The following is an 18,133-nucleotide window of genomic DNA, read 5'->3' on the forward strand; positions in this document are numbered from 1 at the left end:
TCCTTGCGTACCGCGTCGCTAGCCTCGACGCGTGACGCTGTACGCGGCCTACGGGTCCAACCTCGACCCGGTCCAGATGCTGCTGCGCGCACCGCACTCCCCGGGGCGCGGCACCGGCTGGCTCGTCGGCTGGCGGCTCACCTTCGGCGGCGAGGAGCTCGGCTGGGAGGGCGCGCTCGCCACGGTGGTCGAGGACGCCGAGCCCACCAGCCAGGTCTTCGTCGGGCTCTACGACATCTCCGAGGCCGACGAGGCCGCGCTCGACGGGTGGGAGGGCACCGACCTCGGCATCTACACCAAGATCCGGGTCCGCGTCGCCACGCTCGACGGCGACGTCACCGCATGGCTGTACGTGCTCGACGGCTACGAGGGCGGGCTGCCCAGCGCCCGCTACCTCGGGATGATCGCCGACGCCGCCGAGGCCGCCGGGGCACCGGACGACTACGTCGCGGAGCTGCGCCGCAGGCCGTGCCGCAGCGTCGGCTGACCCGCCCGCGCGAGGTGCGCCGCGGCGGCCCCGCGGCCAGCGGTCGCCGCGGCTGACTCCCGCCGCGGTTGTCGGTAGCGTCGCCGCGTGCCCGAGACCCCCGACCTCCTCCAGACCGACCCGCCCGCCGCCGCCGCCGAGGCCGCCGCCGAGCTCGCGCGGATCACCGGCGTCGAGAAGCACGACGTCGCTCTCGTGCTCGGCTCGGGCTGGGTGCCCGCGGCCGACCTCATCGGCGAGACCGTGGCCGAGCTATCCGTGGCCGACCTCCCGCACTTCGCGCCGCCCGCGGTGGCCGGCCACGCGGGCCGGGTGCGCAGCGTGCGCGCGGGCGACGTGCGCGCCCTGGTGATGCTCGGGCGCACCCACTTCTACGAGCAGCGCGGCGTGGAGGCCGTGGTGCACGGCGTCCGCACGGCGGCCGCGGCCGGGTGCCGCACCGTCGTGCTCACCAACGGCTGCGGCGGCCTCGACCTGTCGTGGACGCCGGGCACGCCGGTGCTCATCAGCGACCACATCAACCTCACCGGCGCCTCCCCCCTGCGGGGCGCGACCTTCGTCGACCTCACGGACCTGTACTCCGCGCGGCTGCGTGCCCGCTGCCGCGAGATCGAGCCGTCGCTGCCCGAGGGCGTCTACGCGCAGTTCCGCGGCCCGCAGTACGAGACCCCGGCCGAGGTGCGCATGGCGGGGATCATGGGCGCCCAGCTCGTGGGCATGTCCACGGCTCTCGAGGCGATCGCGGCGCGCGAGGCCGGGCTGGAGGTGCTCGGGCTCTCGCTCGTCACCAACCTCGCCGCCGGCCTCTCCGGCGAGCCGCTCAACCACGAGGAGGTGCTCGACGCCGGCCGCGCCGCGGCCGAGCGCATGGGCCGCCTGCTCGCCCAGGTGGTGCCCGCGCTGTGACCGCCCCCGCCCTCCCGGACCCCACGCTGCTCGACCGCGCGCGGGCCTGGCTCGACGACGACCCCGACCCGGACACGCGGATCGCCCTCGACCGGCTGCTGGGCTCGGCGGGCAGCGGCGACGAGGGAGCGGCCGCCGAGCTGCTCGACTGCTTCGAGGGCCGGCTCGAGTTCGGCACGGCCGGGCTGCGCGGGGCGCTGGGCCCGGGTCCGAACCGGATGAACCGCGCCGTCGTCACCGCTGCCGCCGCGGGGCTCGCGGCGTACCTGCGCGACGTCCCGGGCGACGGGCCGCTCACGGTGGTGGTCGGCTACGACGCGCGGCACAAGTCCGACGCCTTCGCCCGCGACACCGTCGAGGTGATGGAGGGGGCAGGCATCCACGGGCTGCTGCTCCCGCGACCGCTCCCCACGCCGGTGCTCGCCTTCGCGATCCGCCACCTCGGCGCCGCGGCGGGGGTCATGGTGACGGCCAGCCACAACCCCCCGCAGGACAACGGCTACAAGGTCTACCTCGGCGACGGCACGCAGATCGTGCCGCCGGCCGACACCGCGATCAGCGAGCGGATCGCCGCGGTCGGCCCCGTGCACGACGTGCCGCGCGGGTCCGGGTGGGAGACGCTCGGCGACGACGTGCTCGACGCCTACCTCGCCGCCGCGGCCGCGCTCGTGCGCGAGGACTCCTCGCGCCGGGTCCGCATCGCCTACACGCCGATGCACGGGGTCGGCGGCGACGTCGTGGTCGAGGCGCTGCGCCGGGCCGGCTTCCCCGAGCCCCGGGTGGTGGCGGCGCAGTTCGCGCCGGACCCGGAGTTCCCCACCGTGGCGTTCCCCAACCCGGAGGAGCCGGGCGCCATGGACCTCGCCCTCGAGGAGGGGCTCGAGGCCGACGCCGACGTCGTCGTGGCCAACGACCCCGACGCGGACCGGTGCGCGGTCGCGGTGCCCACGCGCGACCGCGGCGCGCAGGGCGGCCCCGCCTACCGCATGCTGCGCGGCGACGAGGTGGGCTGGCTGCTCGGCTGGTGGGTGCACGAGCGGGGCACCCCGGGCCCGTACGCCTGCTCGATCGTGTCGTCGTCGCTGCTCTCGCGTATGGCCGCGGCGTACGGCGTGGAGCACCACGAGACGCTCACCGGCTTCAAGTGGATCGGCCGGGTGCCGGGCCTCGCGTTCGGCTACGAGGAGGCGCTCGGCTACTGCGTCGACTCGCCGCACGTCGCGGACAAGGACGGCATCAGCGCCGCGCTGCTGGTGGTGGAGCTCGTGGCCGTGCTCGCGGCGCAGGGGCGCACCGTGCACGACGTGCTCGACGCGCTCGCGGTGGAGCACGGGCTGCACGCCACGGACCAGCTCTCGGTCCGGGTCGAGGACCTCTCGCTCATCACGGACGCGATGGCCCGGCTGCGCGCGGCTCCGCCGTCGGAGGTGGCGGGGCTCGCCGTCGAGTCCTTCGAGGACCTCGCGGACGGCGTCGACGGGCTGCCGCCCACCGAGGGCGTCCGGCTGCGGCTGGCGCAGCGCACCCGTGTGGTGGTGCGCCCGAGCGGCACCGAGCCGAAGCTCAAGTGCTACCTCGAGGTGGTGGTGCCCGTCACGAGCGACGTCGAGGCCTCGCGGCTGGTCGCCGCGCATCGTCTCGCCGAGCTCACCGACGCGATGACGGGCGTCCTCGGCCTGGGCTGACCGGGTCTGCGGCGATCACTCGACGTCGTCGCGCAGCAGCGAGTAGAGGAACAGGTCGTGCCGGCCGTCGGCGCGCTCCTGCGCCGAGCGCAGGATGCCCTCCTGCACGAAGCCGGCGCGCTCGAGGGCCTTCTGCTCGGCGACGTTCTCGACGTCGGTCGAGGCCTCGATGCGCTCGACGTACGTGGTCTCCAGCAACCACTCCGCGAGAAGCCGCTGGGCGACCGTGCCGATGCCGTGGCCGCGCACGGCCGGGATCAGACCGATGCCGATGTTCCACGCGTGCGACCCCGGCGTGGGGCCGTAGGACTCCAGGTGCCACGAGACCGTGCCCACCACCGCGGTGGCCCCCGCCGCGTCGGTCACCTCGACGAGGTAGCGGCCCAGCCCGCGCGGCTTCTCGCGCTCGCCGTCCGGCCAGTCCTCGTACGGCGAGGGTGTCTTCGGCGCGAGGTCGTCGTCGTAGGCGACCAGCGACACCCGCAGACCCTTGGCGGTCATCCCGTGCAGGACCACGCGCGTGGCGGAGTCGGAGAGGTCGATGGCCCGGCGGTCTTCCACGCAGCGATCATGCCGGGGCCGGGCGCCGCGCGCACGTGCTCAGGCGCTCGTGGCGAGCACCTCGCGCACCATGTCGAGCGTGGTCGCGGGGTGGATGAACGAGAACCGCCCGACGGTCTCGCCCTCCCACGACGTGCTGGTCACGAAGGCGGTCTGCGCGCGCAGGAGCCGCTGCCCCCAGGCGTCGTAGTCGGCCGCGGCCCAGCCGAGGCGGCGGAAGAGCACCATGCCCAGGGTGGGCTCGCGCACGAGCTCGAGGTGCGGCGCCGCCTCGATCTCGCGGGCGACCGCGCGGGCCAGCGTGAGCGAGCTCTCGATGGCCTCGGTGTAGGCGTCGGTGCCGTTGACGACCAGCGAGAACCACAGCGGCAGGCCGCGGGCGCGCCGCGTGAGGTGGTAGGCGTAGTCGGTGGGGTTCCACTCGTACGAGCCGTCGTCGTGGTGGATCGCGTCGAGGTACGACGCGTCCTGCGTGTGCACGGCCTTCGCGAGCCGGGGCTCGCGGTAGAGCAGCGCGGCGCAGTCGTAGGGCGCGAACAGCCACTTGTGCGGGTCCACGACGAGGGAGTCCGCGAGCTCGATGCCGTCGTAGAGGTGCCGGACGCTGGGCGCGAACAGCCCTGCCGCGCCGTAGGCGCCGTCGACGTGGAACCACAGGCCGCGCTCGTTCGCGACGGTGCCCACGCCGCGCAGGTCGTCGACGATCCCCGCGTTCGTGGTGCCGGACGTGGCGACGACGGCCACGACGGAGCCCGGGTCGGGGTCGGCCTCGAGCGCGGCCCGCAGCGCCTCGCCGGTGAACCGGTGGTCCGGCGTGGTGACGACGAGCGGGTCGACGTCGAGGATCGACATCGTGTTCTTCACCGACGAGTGCGCCTGGTCGGAGACCGCCACCCGCAGCCGCCGGTGACGGGCGGCCTCGCCGTCGCGCTGCACGAGGCGCCGTCGCGCGGTGTCGCGCGCGACCACCAGCGCGGACAGGTTGCCCGCCGAGCCCCCGGACACGAAGGTGCCGCCCGCGCCCTGCGGCAGGCCGGCGGCGTCGGCGATCCAGCGCAGCGCCTGGTTCTCCGCCGCCACGGCGCCGGCCGCCTCGAGCCACGAGATGCCCTGGAGCGACGCCGCGGACACGACCATGTCGAACAGCAGCGCAGCCTTCGTGGGCGCGGCGGGGATGAACGCCCAGTAGCGCGGGGAGTCGGCGGAGAGCACCGTCTGGCTCAGGTGGTCGGCGTAGATGGCCAGCACGCGCTCGGGGTCCATGCCCTCGCGGGTGACCAGGCCGGACAGGATCGCGTCGACCTCGGCCTTCTGGCCGGGATGGTCGAGCGGGGTCTCCGGGATCGCGAGCCGCTGCGAGACGTAGTCGAGGACGAGGCGGGTGAGCTGCTCGTCCGGTGCGTGCATCCGCTGCTGCGCAGGGACCGAGGGGTCAGGGACCACGATGGTGGGCCTTCCACGTCACACGGCGCGCCGATGGCCGTCCACGCAGCAGGCGCCGGAGGCGCACTCTAGCGCCGGACGACGGCCGCCCGAAATCCGTGCCGCGGTGCCGGTACAGGTCGCCGGGCGACGCCGGCCGCCTCCGCGGGCGGGGTCGGGCCGGGGCGGGCGGCCGCGACGCGAGGACCGGGCCCACGGCTCGACCCGCGTCCGCCGGAGGGCCCCGGAGCGCCGCTCGGCGGGACGTGGGTGCCGGCGACGCGTCTAGGATCGACCGGTGAGCCCGTCCCCCGCAGCCCTGCTCTCCGATCCTGCGGCGGTGGCCGACGCCACCCGGTCCGACGCCGCTCTGCGCCGCTTCCTGCACGCCCTGCCCGGGGTCGACCAGGTGGGCGCCGAGGCCCGCGCCGCCGCGCTGTCGACCCGCTCGATCAAGACCACGGCGAAGGCGTTCGCCATCGACCTCGCCATCTCGATGATCGACCTGACCACCCTCGAGGGGGCGGACACCCCCGGCAAGGTGCGCGCGCTGTGCGCGAAGGCGCGCCGCCCCGACCCCGGCGACCCCACCGTGCCCATGACCGCCGCCGTGTGCGTCTACAACGACCTCGTCGGCCTGGCCCGCGCCGAGCTCGGCGACTCCGGCGTCAAGGTGGCCGCTGTGTCCACGGCGTTCCCGTCGGGACGCGCGTCGCTGGCGGTGAAGCTCGCCGACACCCGCGACGCCGTGCTCCAGGGCGCGGACGAGATCGACATGGTCATCGACCGCGGCGCGTTCCTGTCCGGCCGCTACCTCGAGGTGTTCGAGGAGATCGCCGCGGTGCGCGAGGTGTGCCACGAGAACGGCGCCGACGCCCACCTCAAGGTGATCCTGGAGACCGGCGAGCTCTCCACGTACGACAACGTGCGGCGTGCGTCGTGGCTGGCGATGCTGGCCGGCGCCGACTTCATCAAGACGTCCACCGGCAAGATCTCGCCGGCCGCCACGCTGCCCGTCACGCTCGTGATGCTCGAGGCGTGCCGCGACTGGCACGAGGCCACCGGCCGCATGGTCGGCATGAAGCCGGCGGGCGGCATCCGCACCACCAAGGACGCCATGCGGTACCTCGTGCTCGTCAACGAGACCGTGGGCACCGAGTGGCTGACCCCCGACATGTTCCGCCTCGGGGCGTCCAGCCTGCTCAACGACCTGCTCCTGCAGCGCCAGCGGATGGCCACCGGCCGCTACTCCGGCCCCGACTACGTCACCGTCGACTGACGCGACCGACAGACGAGGTTCACCACATGCCCACCCCGTTCGAGTACGCGCCCGCTCCCGAGTCGCGCGCGGTCGTCGACATCGCGTCGTCCTACGGCCTGTTCGTCGACGGCGCGTTCGTCGAGGGCACCGGCGGCCACTTCAAGAGCATCAACCCGGCCACCGAGGAGGTGCTCGCCGAGATCGCGGTCGCCGACGAGGCCGACGTCGACCGCGCGGTGAAGGCGGCCCGGCGCGCCTACACCCGCGTGTGGTCGAAGACGTCGGGCGCCGAGCGGGCCAAGTACCTGTTCCGCATCGCGCGGCTCGTGCAGGAGCGCAGCCGCGAGCTGGCCGTGCTCGAGACCCTCGACAACGGCAAGCCGATCAAGGAGTCGCGCGACGTCGACATCCCGCTCGTCGCGGCGCACTTCTTCTACTACGCCGGCTGGGCCGACAAGCTCGGGCACGCCGGCTTCGGGCCGGACCCACGTCCCCTGGGCGTGGCCGCGCAGGTCATCCCGTGGAACTTCCCGATGCTCATGCTCGCGTGGAAGATCGCGCCGGCCCTGGCCGCGGGCAACACCGTCGTGCTCAAGCCGGCCGAGACCACGCCGCTGACGGCGCTGTTCTTCGCCGACATCTGCCGGCAGGCCGAGCTGCCCCCGGGCGTCGTCAACATCATCACGGGGGCGGGCGACACCGGCCGTGCCCTCGTCGAGCACCCCGACGTCGACAAGGTGGCGTTCACCGGCTCCACCGAGGTGGGCAAGGCCATCGCACGCTCCGTCGCGGGCAGCGACAAGCGCGTCACCCTCGAGCTCGGCGGCAAGGCGGCCAACATCGTGTTCGACGACGCCCCGATCGACCAGACGGTCGAGGGCATCGTCGCCGGGATCTTCTTCAACCAGGGGCACGTCTGCTGCGCGGGCTCGCGGCTGCTGGTGCAGGAGTCGGTGGCCGACGAGCTCGTCGCGCGGCTCAAGAAGCGGCTCTCCACGCTGCGCCTGGGCGACCCGATGGACAAGAACACCGACATCGGCGCCATCAACTCCCTGGAGCAGCTCGAGCGCATCCGCCACCTCGCGGGCGTGGGCGACGACGAGGGCGCCGAGCGCTGGACGGCGGACTGCGACCTGCCGGCCAAGGGCTACTGGTTCGCCCCCACCGTGTTCACCGGCGTCACCCAGGCGCACCGGATCGCGCGCGAGGAGATCTTCGGCCCGGTGCTGTCGGTGCTCACGTTCCGCACGCCGTCCGAGGCGATCGAGAAGGCCAACAACACCGCCTACGGGCTGTCCGCGGGCGTGTGGACCGAGAAGGGCTCGCGGATCCTGCGGATGGCCTCGGCCATGCGCGCCGGGGTCGTGTGGGCCAACACCTACAACCGCTTCGACCCCACCAGCCCCTTCGGCGGGTACAAGGAGTCCGGGTACGGCCGCGAGGGCGGCCGGCACGGGCTCGCGGCGTACCTCGACGTGAGCTGAGGAGAGCGACAGATGGCATCGCGACTCGAGGTCCGCAAGACCTACAAGCTCTACGTGGGCGGGGCTTTCCCCCGCTCGGAGAGCGGCCGCAGCTACGAGGTCACCGACACCAAGGGCCGGTTCCTCGCCAACGCCGCGCAGGCCTCGCGCAAGGACGCCCGCGACGCCGTCGTGGCCGCGCGCAAGGCGCAGCCGGGCTGGGCGGCGGCGACGGCGTACAACCGGGGCCAGGTGCTCTACCGCGTCGCCGAGGTGATGGAGGGCCGGCGCGAGCAGTTCGTCGAGGAGGTCTCGCGCGCGGAAGGGCTGACCACCCGTCGGGCGGAGTCGGTCGTCGACGCCGCGGTCGACCGCTGGGTCTGGTACGCCGGCTGGGCCGACAAGCTCGCCCAGGTGCTCGGCGCCACCAACCCCGTGGCCGGCCCCTACTTCAACTTCTCGATCCCCGAGCCCACGGGCGTCGTGGCCGTCGTGGCGCCGCAGGACTCGTCGCTGCTCGGGCTCGTCTCCGTCGTCGCCCCGGTGGTCGTCTCGGGCAACACGGCCGTGGTGCTGGCCTCCGAGCAGCGACCGCTGGCGGCCATCACGCTCTCGGAGGTGCTGGCCACCTCCGACGTGCCGGGCGGCGTCGTCAACCTCCTGACCGGCCACGTGGCCGAGGTGACGCCGTGGCTCGCGGCGCACATGGACGTCAACGCGATCGACCTCGCCGGCGTGGAGGACGCCGATCTGCGCCGCACCCTCGAGGTGGCGGCGGCCGACAACGTCAAGCGGGTGCGGCGTCCGGACACCGACGACTGGTCGGCCGACCCGGGCCTCTCGCGCATCCGCTCGTTCGTCGAGACCAAGACCGTCTGGCACCCCATCGGTGTCTGAGACCGACGCCGTCACCATCTCGGACCTGGGCGAGCGCGTCGCCGACTGGTACGCCGAGACGGCACGGCTGCGCGCCGCGTCGGTGGTCCAGCTCGACGACGGCGCCTGGGCGGTGACGACGCCGGCCTTCGCGCAGTCGTTCGCCTCCAACGCCGTCGTCGTGCGCCGCGACCCGGGCGGCCCCCGGCTGCGGGCCTGGGCCGAGGAGCACCTCGCGCCGTACGCGCACCGTTACGTGCAGGCCAGCTGCGACCTGTCGGACGAGACCCGCGCGGACCTCGCGGCGCACGGCTACGCCGTCGACGGCCTGCTGCTGATGGCACGACCCACGTCGGCTCCCCCGCTGCCCGTGCGGGGAGACGTCCGCGTGGAGCCCGCATCCGACGACGACGTCGCCGACCTGCATCGCGTGCTGTGGCGCACCGAGTGGCTGCCCGGCGTCGGCGACGAGGAGGTCGAGCAGCTCGTCGGCCGGCGTACCGAGCTCCCCGCAGGGGAGTCGCTGGCCTGGGTGGTCCGCGACGCGGCGCTGCACGACCCGGTGAGCCGCGACCTCGCCGCCTGCGCCGACCTCACGGTGCGCGGCTGGGCGGCGGAGGTCGACGCCGTGGCCGTGCGCGCGTCGGTCCGCCGCCACGGCTACGGCGACGCCGTCCTGGCGGCGGCGGTCGCGGCGGCCGCCGAGCGCGGCTGCAGCCACGCCGTCCTCTCGGCCCTGGTCGAGGACTGGCCGCGCGAGTGGTACGCGCGGCGCGGCTTCGTCGAGGTGGGCCGCTCGTGGGAGGCGCTGCGCCGTCCCGACGCGCTGGGGTTCGGGCGGTCGTGACCGCGCTCGTGGTGCTGCTGTGCGGGCCGTCGGGCTCGGGCAAGTCGCGCATCGCCCGTCGCAGCGGGCTGCCGGTGTTCCGCCTCGACGACTTCTACAAGGACGGCGACGACCCGTCGATGCCGCGCTCCGCGGAGCTCGGCATCGTCGACTGGGACGACCCGCGCGCCTGGCACGCGGACCGCGCCGTCGACGCGCTGGAGACCCTGTGCCGCCTCGGGTCCGTGGAGGTGCCGGCGTACGACATCTCGGTGGACCGCGCGGTGGGGTCGTCGGTGGTGACGCGTGGCGAGGCCCGGGCTGTGGTGGCCGAGGGGGTGTTCGCCGCCGAGATCGTGACCGTGTGCCGCGACCGCGGGATCCTCGCCGAGGCCGTGGTGCTGCAGCGGGCGCCCTGGAAGAACTTCGTGCGCCGTCTTGCGCGCGACCTCGCCGAGCGGCGCAAGCCGCCCCTCACGCTGTGGCGCCGCGGCCGCCTGCTCATGGCGGAGGAGCCGGCGCTCGTCGCGACGGCGGTGGCCCGCGGCTGCCGGCCGCTCGACGCGCGGGGGCTGTCGGCGCTGCTGGCCGAGCTGGCCGCGCCGGTCCCGACCGGGCCCGCGGACGGCGACGGACGGGCGCCCGGGACCGGTCCGGGCGGGACGTCCGCCGGCGCCGTGGCCGCTCCGGAGTAGCGGACCGCGCTGCTCCTCCGGCCGGAGCGGGAAGCGCCGTCGTCGCGCCGGTGCCACCGTCGCCGTGCCGCCGTCCGAGCTGTCTCGCGAGGACGTCCCGAAACGCCCTGGTCGCGTCGCGGCCCGGTGCCTACGGTGACGGCGTGACGACCATCCGGCAGGTGCAGGTGACCTTCGACTGCGCGGATCCGCTGCGGGTCGCGCGCTTCTGGTGCGCGGCGCTGGGCTACGAGCTCGTGGCGCCGCCCGACGGGTTCGCGAGCTGGGAGGAGGCCGAGGAGGCCCTCCCCGCCGACCGGGAGGGCGCCTGGGCCGCCTGCGCGGACCCGTCCGGAGCCGGCCCGCGACTGTTCTTCCAGCGCGTGCCGGAGGGCAAGGTGGTGAAGAACCGCCTGCACCTCGACGTGCGCGTCGGCACGGGGATGGTGGGCGCCGAGCGGGTGGCCGCCCTCGAGGCGGAGTGCGCCCGGCTGGTCGGGCACGGCGGCGTGCGCATGTGGCTGCTGCCCGCCGACGAGGAGAACGAGTCGTGCCTGGTGATGCAGGACGTCGAGGGCAACGAGTTCTGCCTCGACTGAGCTGCACCGGTCGGCGGGGCGCCGCACGGAGGGACCCTGGCGGTCCGACGCGTCCGCACCCGTCCTCGCGTCCGTCCGCGCGCAGCCAGGCCGAGCTGTGGAGGACACGCCGGGAGCGCCCTCCTGTGGATTACTGACAGTCGAAATTCGTTGGGGCCCAACGCCTCTCAGCGCATGCCACTGTCGGACCCTGCTCGTAGGGTGCGGGTATGCAGTCGACGAGGCGGGACATCCCGGTGCCGGTGCCCTCCAGCCCGGTGACCTCTGCCGCCCCGGTGTCCTCTGCCGCCTCGGTGCCGTCCGGTGCCTCGACCTCGGGCCGGCGGGCCCAGCGAACCGGCCCGGCGGCGACGGGCGAGGCCACGGCGGTCACGCGCGCCGGAACGGCGTCCACGCCGGCCGTCGGCGTGCCCGGGCTCGTGCGACTCGTCGAGGGCCTGCGCGACGCGGCCGCCGCCGTCAGCGGTGCACTGGCCGAGGACCCGTCGCTGCTGGCGGAGCTGTCCGACGAGCTGCTGGAGTCGTTCAGGCTGGAGCTGCACGCCGCGCGCGACGCCGCGGACGCCGCGGCCACGGTGGTCACCGGCCGGCTCGACCGCCGGGTCGGGTCCGTGCGGGGGAAGCTGGTGGCCGGCCGGTACCCCAGCACGACACGCTTCCTCGAGCGAGAGGCAGGCCTCTCGCCGGCGCAGGCCCGGGCCGCCGTCGCGCGGGGCCGCGACCTGGACACCCACTCCACGCAGGTCGCCGACTCCTGGCTGGCCGGGCGGATCACCGGCGGGGCCGTACGCGAGCTCACCCTCGGCGTCACCGACCTGCTGCGCCGCTGCGCCCGCACGGACACCCGGCTCGCCCGGGCCCAGGCGCTGGCCGCACTGCTTCCTGTGGCCGAGGCCGGCGACTCCGCGGCGCTCGCCCGACGTCTGGTCGAGCTCCGCCTCACCCTGGACCCGGACGGCGCCACCGAGGACGCGCTGTTCGCCTTCGAGCGGCAGTCGCTGTCGATCGTGGCGGCCGGCTCGATGTACCGGCTCCGCGGCGACCTGACACCGGAGGTCGCCGCGGCGGCGAGCACGGTGCTCGAGCAGGTCGCCGGCCGGATCGCCACCGAGCAGCTCGGCGTCCTCGAGCACGACGCCGACTGCGAGACGGCGGCCAGGCCGCAGTCGGGGTGCACCTGCGGCGAGCTCGACCGAGCCCGCCGGGCGGCGGGTCTCCAGCGCGACCAGCTGCTCGCGCGAGCCTTCGGCGAGGTGATGACCGACCAGCTCGACCGTGGCGGGCTCGGCACGCACCACGGGGTGGCGCCGCACCTGACCGTCGTCGCGGACCTGGCCGACGTGGCCGGGACCGACCACCCCGGATCCGCGACGCCGCTGCTCGGCCGCCTGGCCGTTCCCGGTTCCGACGACGACGCGCTGCTGCCCGCCGCGACGCTGCACCGGATGCTGTGCGACGCCGAGATCACCCGGGTCCTCACTGCCCGCGGCCCGGTCGACACGTCGTCGGACGCCACCGGGGGCCCGCTGCGCGCAGTCGCCCGCGACCTGGCCGCCGTCGCGCGCGAGGTGCTGTACGTCGGCCGCGCCCAGCGCACCGTCCCCCCGCGACTGCGCCGCGCGCTGGAGGCCCGCGACGGCCACTGCGTCTTCCCCGGCTGCCGGGCCCACGCGCGCCGCTGCCACGCCCACCACGTGCTGCCCTGGGAGCACGGCGGCGCGACCGACCTCCCCAACCTCGCGCTCCTGTGCGTCGCCCACCACCACGCCGTCCACGAGGGTGGCTGGGCCATGGCACTGCGCGCCCTCAGCGGCGGGCACGACCGCGGCTGCTGGGAGTTCACCCCGCCGTCCCTGCACCGTCGACGACTCCGGCCCTGACCAGCAGGGCGCACGACCTCCACCTCGGCACGCCGATTGCAGTCAGTGGCCGGCGCGCGCACTGGCGTCCGGACCCGGACAGCTCCGGGTCCGGGCCACGAGGGTCCGGGCCACGAGAGTCCGAGCCGCTAGGGTCCGAGCGCATGGCACGTGTTGCGCTCCAGCGGGTCCGTCGAGCCGCGACGGTCATCGACGCGATGTTCCTCGACACGCCTCAGTTCGAGTCGCCGCCGTTGAGCGCCGAGGTGGGCTGCTCCCTGACACTGAAGGTCGAGACACTCAACCCTGTGCGCAGCTTCAAGGCGCGCGGGACCGAGGTCGTGCTGGCCGGGATGACGGCCTCGGGTCACACCTCGGCCGTCTGCGCCAGCGCGGGCAACCTGGGGCTGGCGCTGGCACACAGCGGGTCTCGCCGCCGCGTACCCGTCACGGTCTTCGCAGCGGAGAACGCGAATCCGCTCAAGGTGGCGCGCATGCGCTCGGCCGGGGCGACCGTGCACCTCGAGGGGCCCGACATCGAGACGCCGCGGGCGCTCGCCCGAGAGCATGCCGAGTCGACCGGCAGCTACCTCGTGGAGGACAGCCTCGACCTCGGCACGTGCGAGGGAGCCGCCTCCATCGGTCTCGAGCTCGCGGCGGCGACGCAATCGTTCGACGTCGTCATCGTCGCCCTCGGGGGTGGGGCCCTGGCGAGCGGCGTCGGCGCCGTGCTCCGCGAGCTGTCCCCGTCGACGGAGGTGATCGCGGTCCAGCCTGCGGGTGCCCCCGCGATGGCTCTGTCCTGGCGCCGCGGCTCGGTGGTCACCACCGAGTCCGTCGAGACCATCGCCGACGGCGTGGCGGGCCGGTTCCCGATCCCGGAGGTCCTCGACGACCTGCTGGAGGTGGTCGACGACGTCGCGCTCGTGGCCGAGACCAGCATCAAGGCCGGGATGCGGATCCTGTACCGGGCAGCCGGTCTGGTCGTCGAGCCGTCCGCGGCGCTGGGCGTGGCCGCCGTCCTGGAGGATCCCGGCCGGTTCGCCGGGCGGCGCGTGGCCACCGTCATCTGCGGCAGCAACGTCGCGCCTGAGGACTTCGAACGCTGGATCGGGGAGTCCACCTAGGCTGCGCCCGTGCGCTTCCTCGTGGTGGGCCTGGGCCTGGGGCTCGGGGCGGGGCTGGCACCCGGGCCGCTGCTGGCGTTGGTCGTCACGAGCGCGCTGGCGCGGGGGTTCGCGGCCGGACTCCGCGTCGCCCTGTCGCCGCTGGTGACCGACACGCTCATGATCGCCGTGGCCGTGCTGCTGGTGCGCGAGCTGCCCAACCGCGCGGCGGGGATCCTCGGCGTCGTGGGCGGCCTCTACGTGGTGTGGCTCGGCGTCGACGCCCTGCGCGAGCGCGCGGTGGGCATCGAGCTCGAGCCGCGGGCCGGGTCGCTGCGCCGAGGCGCGCTGGTGAACCTGCTCTCGCCGCACCCGTGGCTGTTCTGGATCGTGGTCGGCGGGCCGGTCCTCGTGGCGGCGTGGGCCGAGTCGCCGTGGTCGGCGGTGGCGTTCCTCGTCGGCTTCTTCGGCACCCTGGTGGGCACGAAGGCCGTCGTGGCCGCGGTGGTGGCCGGCTCGCGACGGGCGCTGACCCCCGCGGGTGTCCGGCGGGCGCACGTGGCCGCCGCCGTGCTCCTGCTGCTCACCGGTGTCGTGCTCGTGGTCGAGTTCGCGGCCCGGGCCGCGTCCGGCTCCTGACGCGCTCCCGGTCCGGCGCGCGCGGCCGGATCAGGCGAGCGCGGCGTACCCGGGCTTGACCACCTTCTCGATCAGCTCGAGGCGCTCGTCGAAGGGCAGGAAGGCGCTCTTGAGCGCGTTCACCGTCACCCACTGCATCTGCGGAAGCCCCCAGCCGAAGGCCTCCGAGAGCAGCAGCATCTCCCGCGTCATCGACGTGCCGCTCATGAGCCGGTTGTCGGTGTTGACCGTGACCCGGAAGCGCAGCCGCGAGAGCAGCCCGATGGGGTGCTCGGCGATCGAGGGGGCCGCCCCGGTCTGCACGTTGGACGACGGGCAGAGCTCGAGCGGGATGCGCAGGTCGCGGACGTACTGCGCGAGCCGGCCCAGCCGGGCGGTGCCGTCCGGCTCGACGGTGATGTCGTCGACAATGCGGACGCCGTGCCCGAGCCGCTCGCAGCCGCAGAACGCCACGGCCTCGTGGATGCTCGGCAGGCCGAAGGCCTCGCCCGCGTGGATCGTGATGTGGCAGGACTCGCCCCGCAGGTACTCGAACGCGTCGAGGTGGCGTGAGGGCGGGAAGCCGGCCTCCGCCCCGGCGATGTCGAAGCCGACGACACCGCGGTCGCGGTACTGCACCACCAGCTCGGCGATCTCGCGCGAGCGCGCGGCCGTCCGCATCGCGGTGAGCAGCGCCCGCACGCGGATCGGGTGCCCCGCGTCCGCGGCCGCGATCTCGCCCTCACGGAACCCGCGCAGGACGGCGTCGACCACCTCGGGCAGGGACAACCCCTGGGAGACGTGCAGCTCCGGGGCGAAGCGCACCTCGGCGTAGACGCACCCGTCGGCCGCGAGGTCCTGGGCGCACTCGGACGCGACCCGCGCGAGCGCGTCGGGCGTCTGCATGACGCCGACGGTGTGCGCGAAGGTCTCCAGGTAGCGCTCGAGGGACCCGGAGTCGGCCGCCTCGACGAACCACCGGCCGAGGGCCTCGGCGTCCGTGGTGGGCAGGGCGTCGTAGCCGTCCTGCGCCGCCAGCTCGATGATCGTGGCCGGGCGCAGGCCGCCGTCGAGGTGGTCGTGCAGCAGCGCCTTGGGGGCGCGACGCACGAGCTCCTGCGGCAGGGCTGCGCCGCGTCCGGCATCCGGGTCGCGCGGGGCTGATGACGGGTGGATCGGTCCGGTCTCGACGCTCACCCGCCCACCGTATCCGCCTCACCGGACCGGTCGGGCGACAGGACTCAACCCGGCCACTCACGTGCCGATGACAACGAGGTGGACCCCCTGACCGCACCCGTGGAGACCTTCGACCGCGTCGAGGTCATCCGACCCGCCGCCGTCCTGGAGAGCCGGGTCGCGAGCCTGGTGCTGGCCGCCCTGCGCGCCGACGACGTGTCGGCCGGCGGGGTGTGGAACGCCTCGGCGTCGGTGTGGCAGCGCTACGACCGCCCCTGGAACGGCGTCGGCGGCACCCGCGGGGACGCCCGGCTCATGGGCACGGTCGCGGTCATGTACGACACGCCGGTGCGCCACGAGGTCACGATCTACCGCGTCACGATCACCCCGGCCGGAGCGTCGATGGGGTGGAGCGTCAACGCCCTGTGCGACGACGCCCTGCACGCCGGCGGACTCACCCTGGCGACCTGCCCCCGTGCGGAGATCTCCAACGCGCCGCGGCGCGACCCCTTCAAGCCTGACCACCGCGCCTGACCGCACCGCGCCCGCCGTACCGGCCGGGCGTCGCGGGCTCAGTCGTCCCGGTGGGCGAGGTCCGGTGCGAAGGCGGGCAGGCACACGGCCACGTACTCCGCCCCGTCCGCCGTCGGCGCGGAGTAGCGCACCCGCTCCCCCGCCCGCGTGATCACCGCCTGGCCGGCGGCCACGTCGAGGGTGCCGCCGTCGTGCTCGACGCGGACGACGCCGCGCAGCACCACCGTGATCTCGTCGAACTCGGGCGTCTGGGCCGGCTCGTCCCAGCCGCCCGGCGCCACCATGTGCGCCACCGAGGCCGACTCCGTGCCGGTGGTGACGCGGCCGACGTACTCGTCGATGGTCTTGCCGCCGGGGACGGGGATCCGCGTGGGGGCGGCGACCAGCTGAGGTGACACGGTCAGGCTCCGATCCGCTCGAGCACCAGGGGCAGCCGCGACACCGGCGTGCCCTCCGGGGCGATCTCGATGCCGCCGTCGAGGTCGGCGAGGGCCCGCTCGAACCGCTCGGCGTCGTCGGCGTGCAGGGTGAGCAGGGGCTGGCCGGCCACGACCGGGTCGCCCGGCTTCGCGTGCATCTCCACGCCGGCCCCCGCGCTCACCGGGTCCTCCTTGCGGGCCCGCCCGGCGCCCAGGCGCCAGGCGCACAGCCCCACCGCGAGGGCGTCGAGCCGGGCGAGCACCCCGCTGCTCGAGGCGGTCACGACGTGCGTCTCCGCGGCGACCGGCAGCGGCGCGTCGGGGTCGCCCCCCTGGGCGCTGATCATCCGGCGCCACACGTCCATCGCCCGGCCGTCGGCCAGCACGTCCGCCGGGTCCGGCCCGTGCACGCCCGCGGCGTCGAGCATCTCGCGGGCCAGCACGAGGGTGAGCTCCACGACGTCGGCCGGGCCGCCGCCGGCGAGCACCTCGACCGACTCGCGCACCTCGAGGGCGTTGCCGGCGGTGAGGCCGAGCGGGGTGTCCATCGCGGTGAGCAGCGCGCGGGTGCGCACGCCGGCGTCCTCCCCCAGCGCCACCATCGTGCGGGCGAGCTCCGCGGCCCGCTCGTGGGTCTTCATGAACGCACCGGAGCCGACCTTGACGTCGAGCACGAGCGCGCCGGTGCCCTCAGCGATCTTCTTGCTCATGATGCTGCTGGCGATCAGCGGGATCGCCTCCACCGTGCCCGTGACGTCGCGCAGCGCGTACAGCTTCTTGTCCGCGGGCGCGAGGCCGTCGCCGGCCGCGCACACCACGGCGCCCACCTCGCGCAGCACCGCCAGCATCTCGTCGTTGGTCAGCGACGCGCGCCACCCGGGGATCGACTCGAGCTTGTCCAGCGTGCCGCCGGTGTGGCCGAGGCCCCGGCCGGAGAGCTGAGGCACCGCCGCACCGCACGCGGCCACCACCGGGGCCAGCGGCAGCGTGATCTTGTCGCCGACGCCGCCGGTCGAGTGCTTGTCCGAGGTCGGGCGGCCCACCGACGCGAAATCCATCCGCTCGCCGCTGGCGATCATGGCCGCCGTCCACCGGGCGATCTCGCGGGGGGTCATGCCGTTGAGCAGCACGGCCATGGCCAGCGCCGACATCTGCTCGTCGGCCACCGCACCGCGGGTGTAGGCGTCGATCACCCAGTCGATCTGCGCGTCGGTGAGCTCGTGGCGGTCGCGCTTGGCCACGATCACGTCGACCGCGGCGAACGGCTCAGTCATGCGGCTCCCCGGTGACCTTGTCGATGTCCCCCGCGCCGAACGCGAGCGGGAGGACCTGCGCCATCGTGAGCACGCCCTCGGGCGACATCACCTGGCAGTCGGGTCCGCCGTTCTCCCACAGCAGCTGGCGGCACCGGCCGCACGGCATCAGCGCGTCGCCGTCGGCGTCCACGCACGACACAGCCACGAGCCGGCCGCCGCCGCCGGCGTGCAGCGCGGACACCATGCCGCACTCCGCGCACAGGGCCACGCCGTAGGCGGCGTTCTCGACGTTGCAGCCCACCACCACGCGGCCGTCGTCGACCAGCCCCGCCACCCCCACCTTGAACCGGCTGTAGGGCGCGTAGGCGCGCTGCATGACCTCGACCGCCGCGTCGTGCAGCCGGT

18 protein-coding genes and 1 pseudogene are annotated in these 18,133 nt (G+C 74.7%); 13 read left to right on the plus strand and 6 right to left on the minus strand.

The window, feature by feature from the left end:
* The first annotated feature begins 31 nt into the window (after positions 1 to 31).
* From GC157_18075 to GC157_18085, 3 genes are all read left to right on the plus strand, one after another.
* A complete protein-coding gene (locus GC157_18075; protein ID MBI1379362.1) occupies positions 32 to 487 on the plus strand; it encodes a gamma-glutamylcyclotransferase in 456 nt (151 codons plus the stop codon).
* Positions 488 to 574: 87 nt separating this feature from the next.
* Complete coding sequence (locus tag GC157_18080) at positions 575 to 1,393, plus strand: purine-nucleoside phosphorylase (GenBank protein ID MBI1379363.1); 819 nt, start codon at positions 575 to 577, stop codon at positions 1,391 to 1,393.
* Positions 1,390 to 3,078 (plus strand): phospho-sugar mutase, encoded by a 1,689-nt coding sequence (locus GC157_18085; protein MBI1379364.1) that lies wholly within the window; start codon positions 1,390 to 1,392, stop codon positions 3,076 to 3,078. The genes GC157_18080 and GC157_18085 overlap by 4 nt, the downstream gene beginning before the upstream one ends.
* Positions 3,079 to 3,093: 15 nt before the next feature.
* Here GC157_18085 and GC157_18090 read toward each other — a convergent pair whose 3' ends face one another.
* Together GC157_18090 and GC157_18095 are read right to left on the minus strand one after the other, a co-directional pair.
* Complete coding sequence (locus GC157_18090; GenBank protein MBI1379365.1) at positions 3,094 to 3,579, minus strand: GNAT family N-acetyltransferase; 486 nt, start codon at positions 3,577 to 3,579, stop codon at positions 3,094 to 3,096.
* Between the two features lie 99 nt (positions 3,580 to 3,678).
* Positions 3,679 to 5,046 (minus strand): aspartate aminotransferase family protein, encoded by a 1,368-nt coding sequence (locus tag GC157_18095; GenBank protein MBI1379366.1) that lies wholly within the window; start codon positions 5,044 to 5,046, stop codon positions 3,679 to 3,681.
* A gap of 355 nt (positions 5,047 to 5,401) precedes the next feature.
* Between GC157_18095 and deoC the strand changes: the two genes are divergently transcribed.
* The 9 genes and pseudogenes from deoC to GC157_18140 all read left to right on the plus strand — a co-directional run bounded on the left by deoC (position 5,402) and on the right by GC157_18140 (position 14,364).
* Positions 5,402 to 6,340 carry a deoxyribose-phosphate aldolase gene (gene deoC / locus GC157_18100; GenBank protein MBI1379367.1) on the plus strand — a complete coding sequence of 313 codons (939 nt, stop codon included), beginning with the start codon at positions 5,402 to 5,404 and terminating at the stop codon, positions 6,338 to 6,340.
* A gap of 26 nt (positions 6,341 to 6,366) precedes the next feature.
* Complete coding sequence (locus GC157_18105; protein ID MBI1379368.1) at positions 6,367 to 7,806, plus strand: aldehyde dehydrogenase family protein; 1,440 nt, start codon at positions 6,367 to 6,369, stop codon at positions 7,804 to 7,806.
* A 12-nt stretch (positions 7,807 to 7,818) separates the two neighbouring features.
* Positions 7,819 to 8,682, plus strand: coding sequence for an aldehyde dehydrogenase family protein (locus GC157_18110; protein ID MBI1379369.1), 864 nt, complete (start codon positions 7,819 to 7,821; stop codon positions 8,680 to 8,682).
* Complete coding sequence (locus GC157_18115) at positions 8,675 to 9,508, plus strand: GNAT family N-acetyltransferase (GenBank protein MBI1379370.1); 834 nt, start codon at positions 8,675 to 8,677, stop codon at positions 9,506 to 9,508. Before GC157_18110 ends, GC157_18115 begins: the two co-directional genes overlap by 8 nt.
* A pseudogene (locus GC157_18120) lies at positions 9,505 to 10,077 on the plus strand (ATP-binding protein). The gene GC157_18115 and the pseudogene GC157_18120 overlap by 4 nt, the downstream one beginning before the upstream one ends.
* 248 nt (positions 10,078 to 10,325) lie before the next feature.
* Positions 10,326 to 10,760: a VOC family protein gene (locus GC157_18125; GenBank protein MBI1379371.1), complete on the plus strand. Its 435-nt coding sequence runs from the start codon at positions 10,326 to 10,328 to the stop codon at positions 10,758 to 10,760.
* A 209-nt stretch (positions 10,761 to 10,969) separates the two neighbouring features.
* Positions 10,970 to 12,640 carry a DUF222 domain-containing protein gene (locus GC157_18130; GenBank protein ID MBI1379372.1) on the plus strand — a complete coding sequence of 557 codons (1,671 nt, stop codon included), beginning with the start codon at positions 10,970 to 10,972 and terminating at the stop codon, positions 12,638 to 12,640.
* 143 nt (positions 12,641 to 12,783) lie between these two features.
* A complete protein-coding gene (locus GC157_18135) occupies positions 12,784 to 13,746 on the plus strand; it encodes a pyridoxal-phosphate dependent enzyme (GenBank protein ID MBI1379373.1) in 963 nt (320 codons plus the stop codon).
* A 9-nt stretch (positions 13,747 to 13,755) separates the two neighbouring features.
* Positions 13,756 to 14,364: a LysE family translocator gene (locus GC157_18140; protein MBI1379374.1), complete on the plus strand. Its 609-nt coding sequence runs from the start codon at positions 13,756 to 13,758 to the stop codon at positions 14,362 to 14,364.
* A 30-nt stretch (positions 14,365 to 14,394) separates the two neighbouring features.
* Here the strand turns inward: GC157_18140 and GC157_18145 are convergent, their stop codons facing one another.
* On the minus strand, positions 14,395 to 15,468 hold the full coding sequence (locus tag GC157_18145; protein ID MBI1379375.1) for an adenosine deaminase: 1,074 nt from the start codon (positions 15,466 to 15,468) through the stop codon (positions 14,395 to 14,397).
* A gap of 150 nt (positions 15,469 to 15,618) precedes the next feature.
* Here GC157_18145 and GC157_18150 point away from each other — a divergent pair, with 150 nt between their 5' ends.
* Positions 15,619 to 16,053 carry a hypothetical protein gene (locus GC157_18150; protein MBI1379376.1) on the plus strand — a complete coding sequence of 145 codons (435 nt, stop codon included), beginning with the start codon at positions 15,619 to 15,621 and terminating at the stop codon, positions 16,051 to 16,053.
* Between the two features lie 38 nt (positions 16,054 to 16,091).
* Here the strand turns inward: GC157_18150 and GC157_18155 are convergent, their stop codons facing one another.
* The 3 genes from GC157_18155 to GC157_18165 are packed head-to-tail and all read right to left on the minus strand — an operon-like array spanning position 16,092 to position 18,104.
* Positions 16,092 to 16,457, minus strand: coding sequence for a cupin domain-containing protein (locus GC157_18155; GenBank protein ID MBI1379377.1), 366 nt, complete (start codon positions 16,455 to 16,457; stop codon positions 16,092 to 16,094).
* Entirely contained in the window at positions 16,454 to 17,746 is a 1,293-nt protein-coding gene (locus GC157_18160; GenBank protein ID MBI1379378.1) for a thymidine phosphorylase, read from the minus strand. The genes GC157_18155 and GC157_18160 overlap by 4 nt, the downstream gene beginning before the upstream one ends.
* Positions 17,739 to 18,104, minus strand: coding sequence for a cytidine deaminase (locus GC157_18165; GenBank protein MBI1379379.1), 366 nt, complete (start codon positions 18,102 to 18,104; stop codon positions 17,739 to 17,741). Before GC157_18165 ends, GC157_18160 begins: the two co-directional genes overlap by 8 nt.
* Positions 18,105 to 18,133: the final 29 nt, after the last annotated feature.

This window comes from Frankiales bacterium (assembly GCA_016125335.1).
GTDB lineage: Bacteria > Actinomycetota > Actinomycetes > S36-B12 > CAIYMF01 > Longivirga.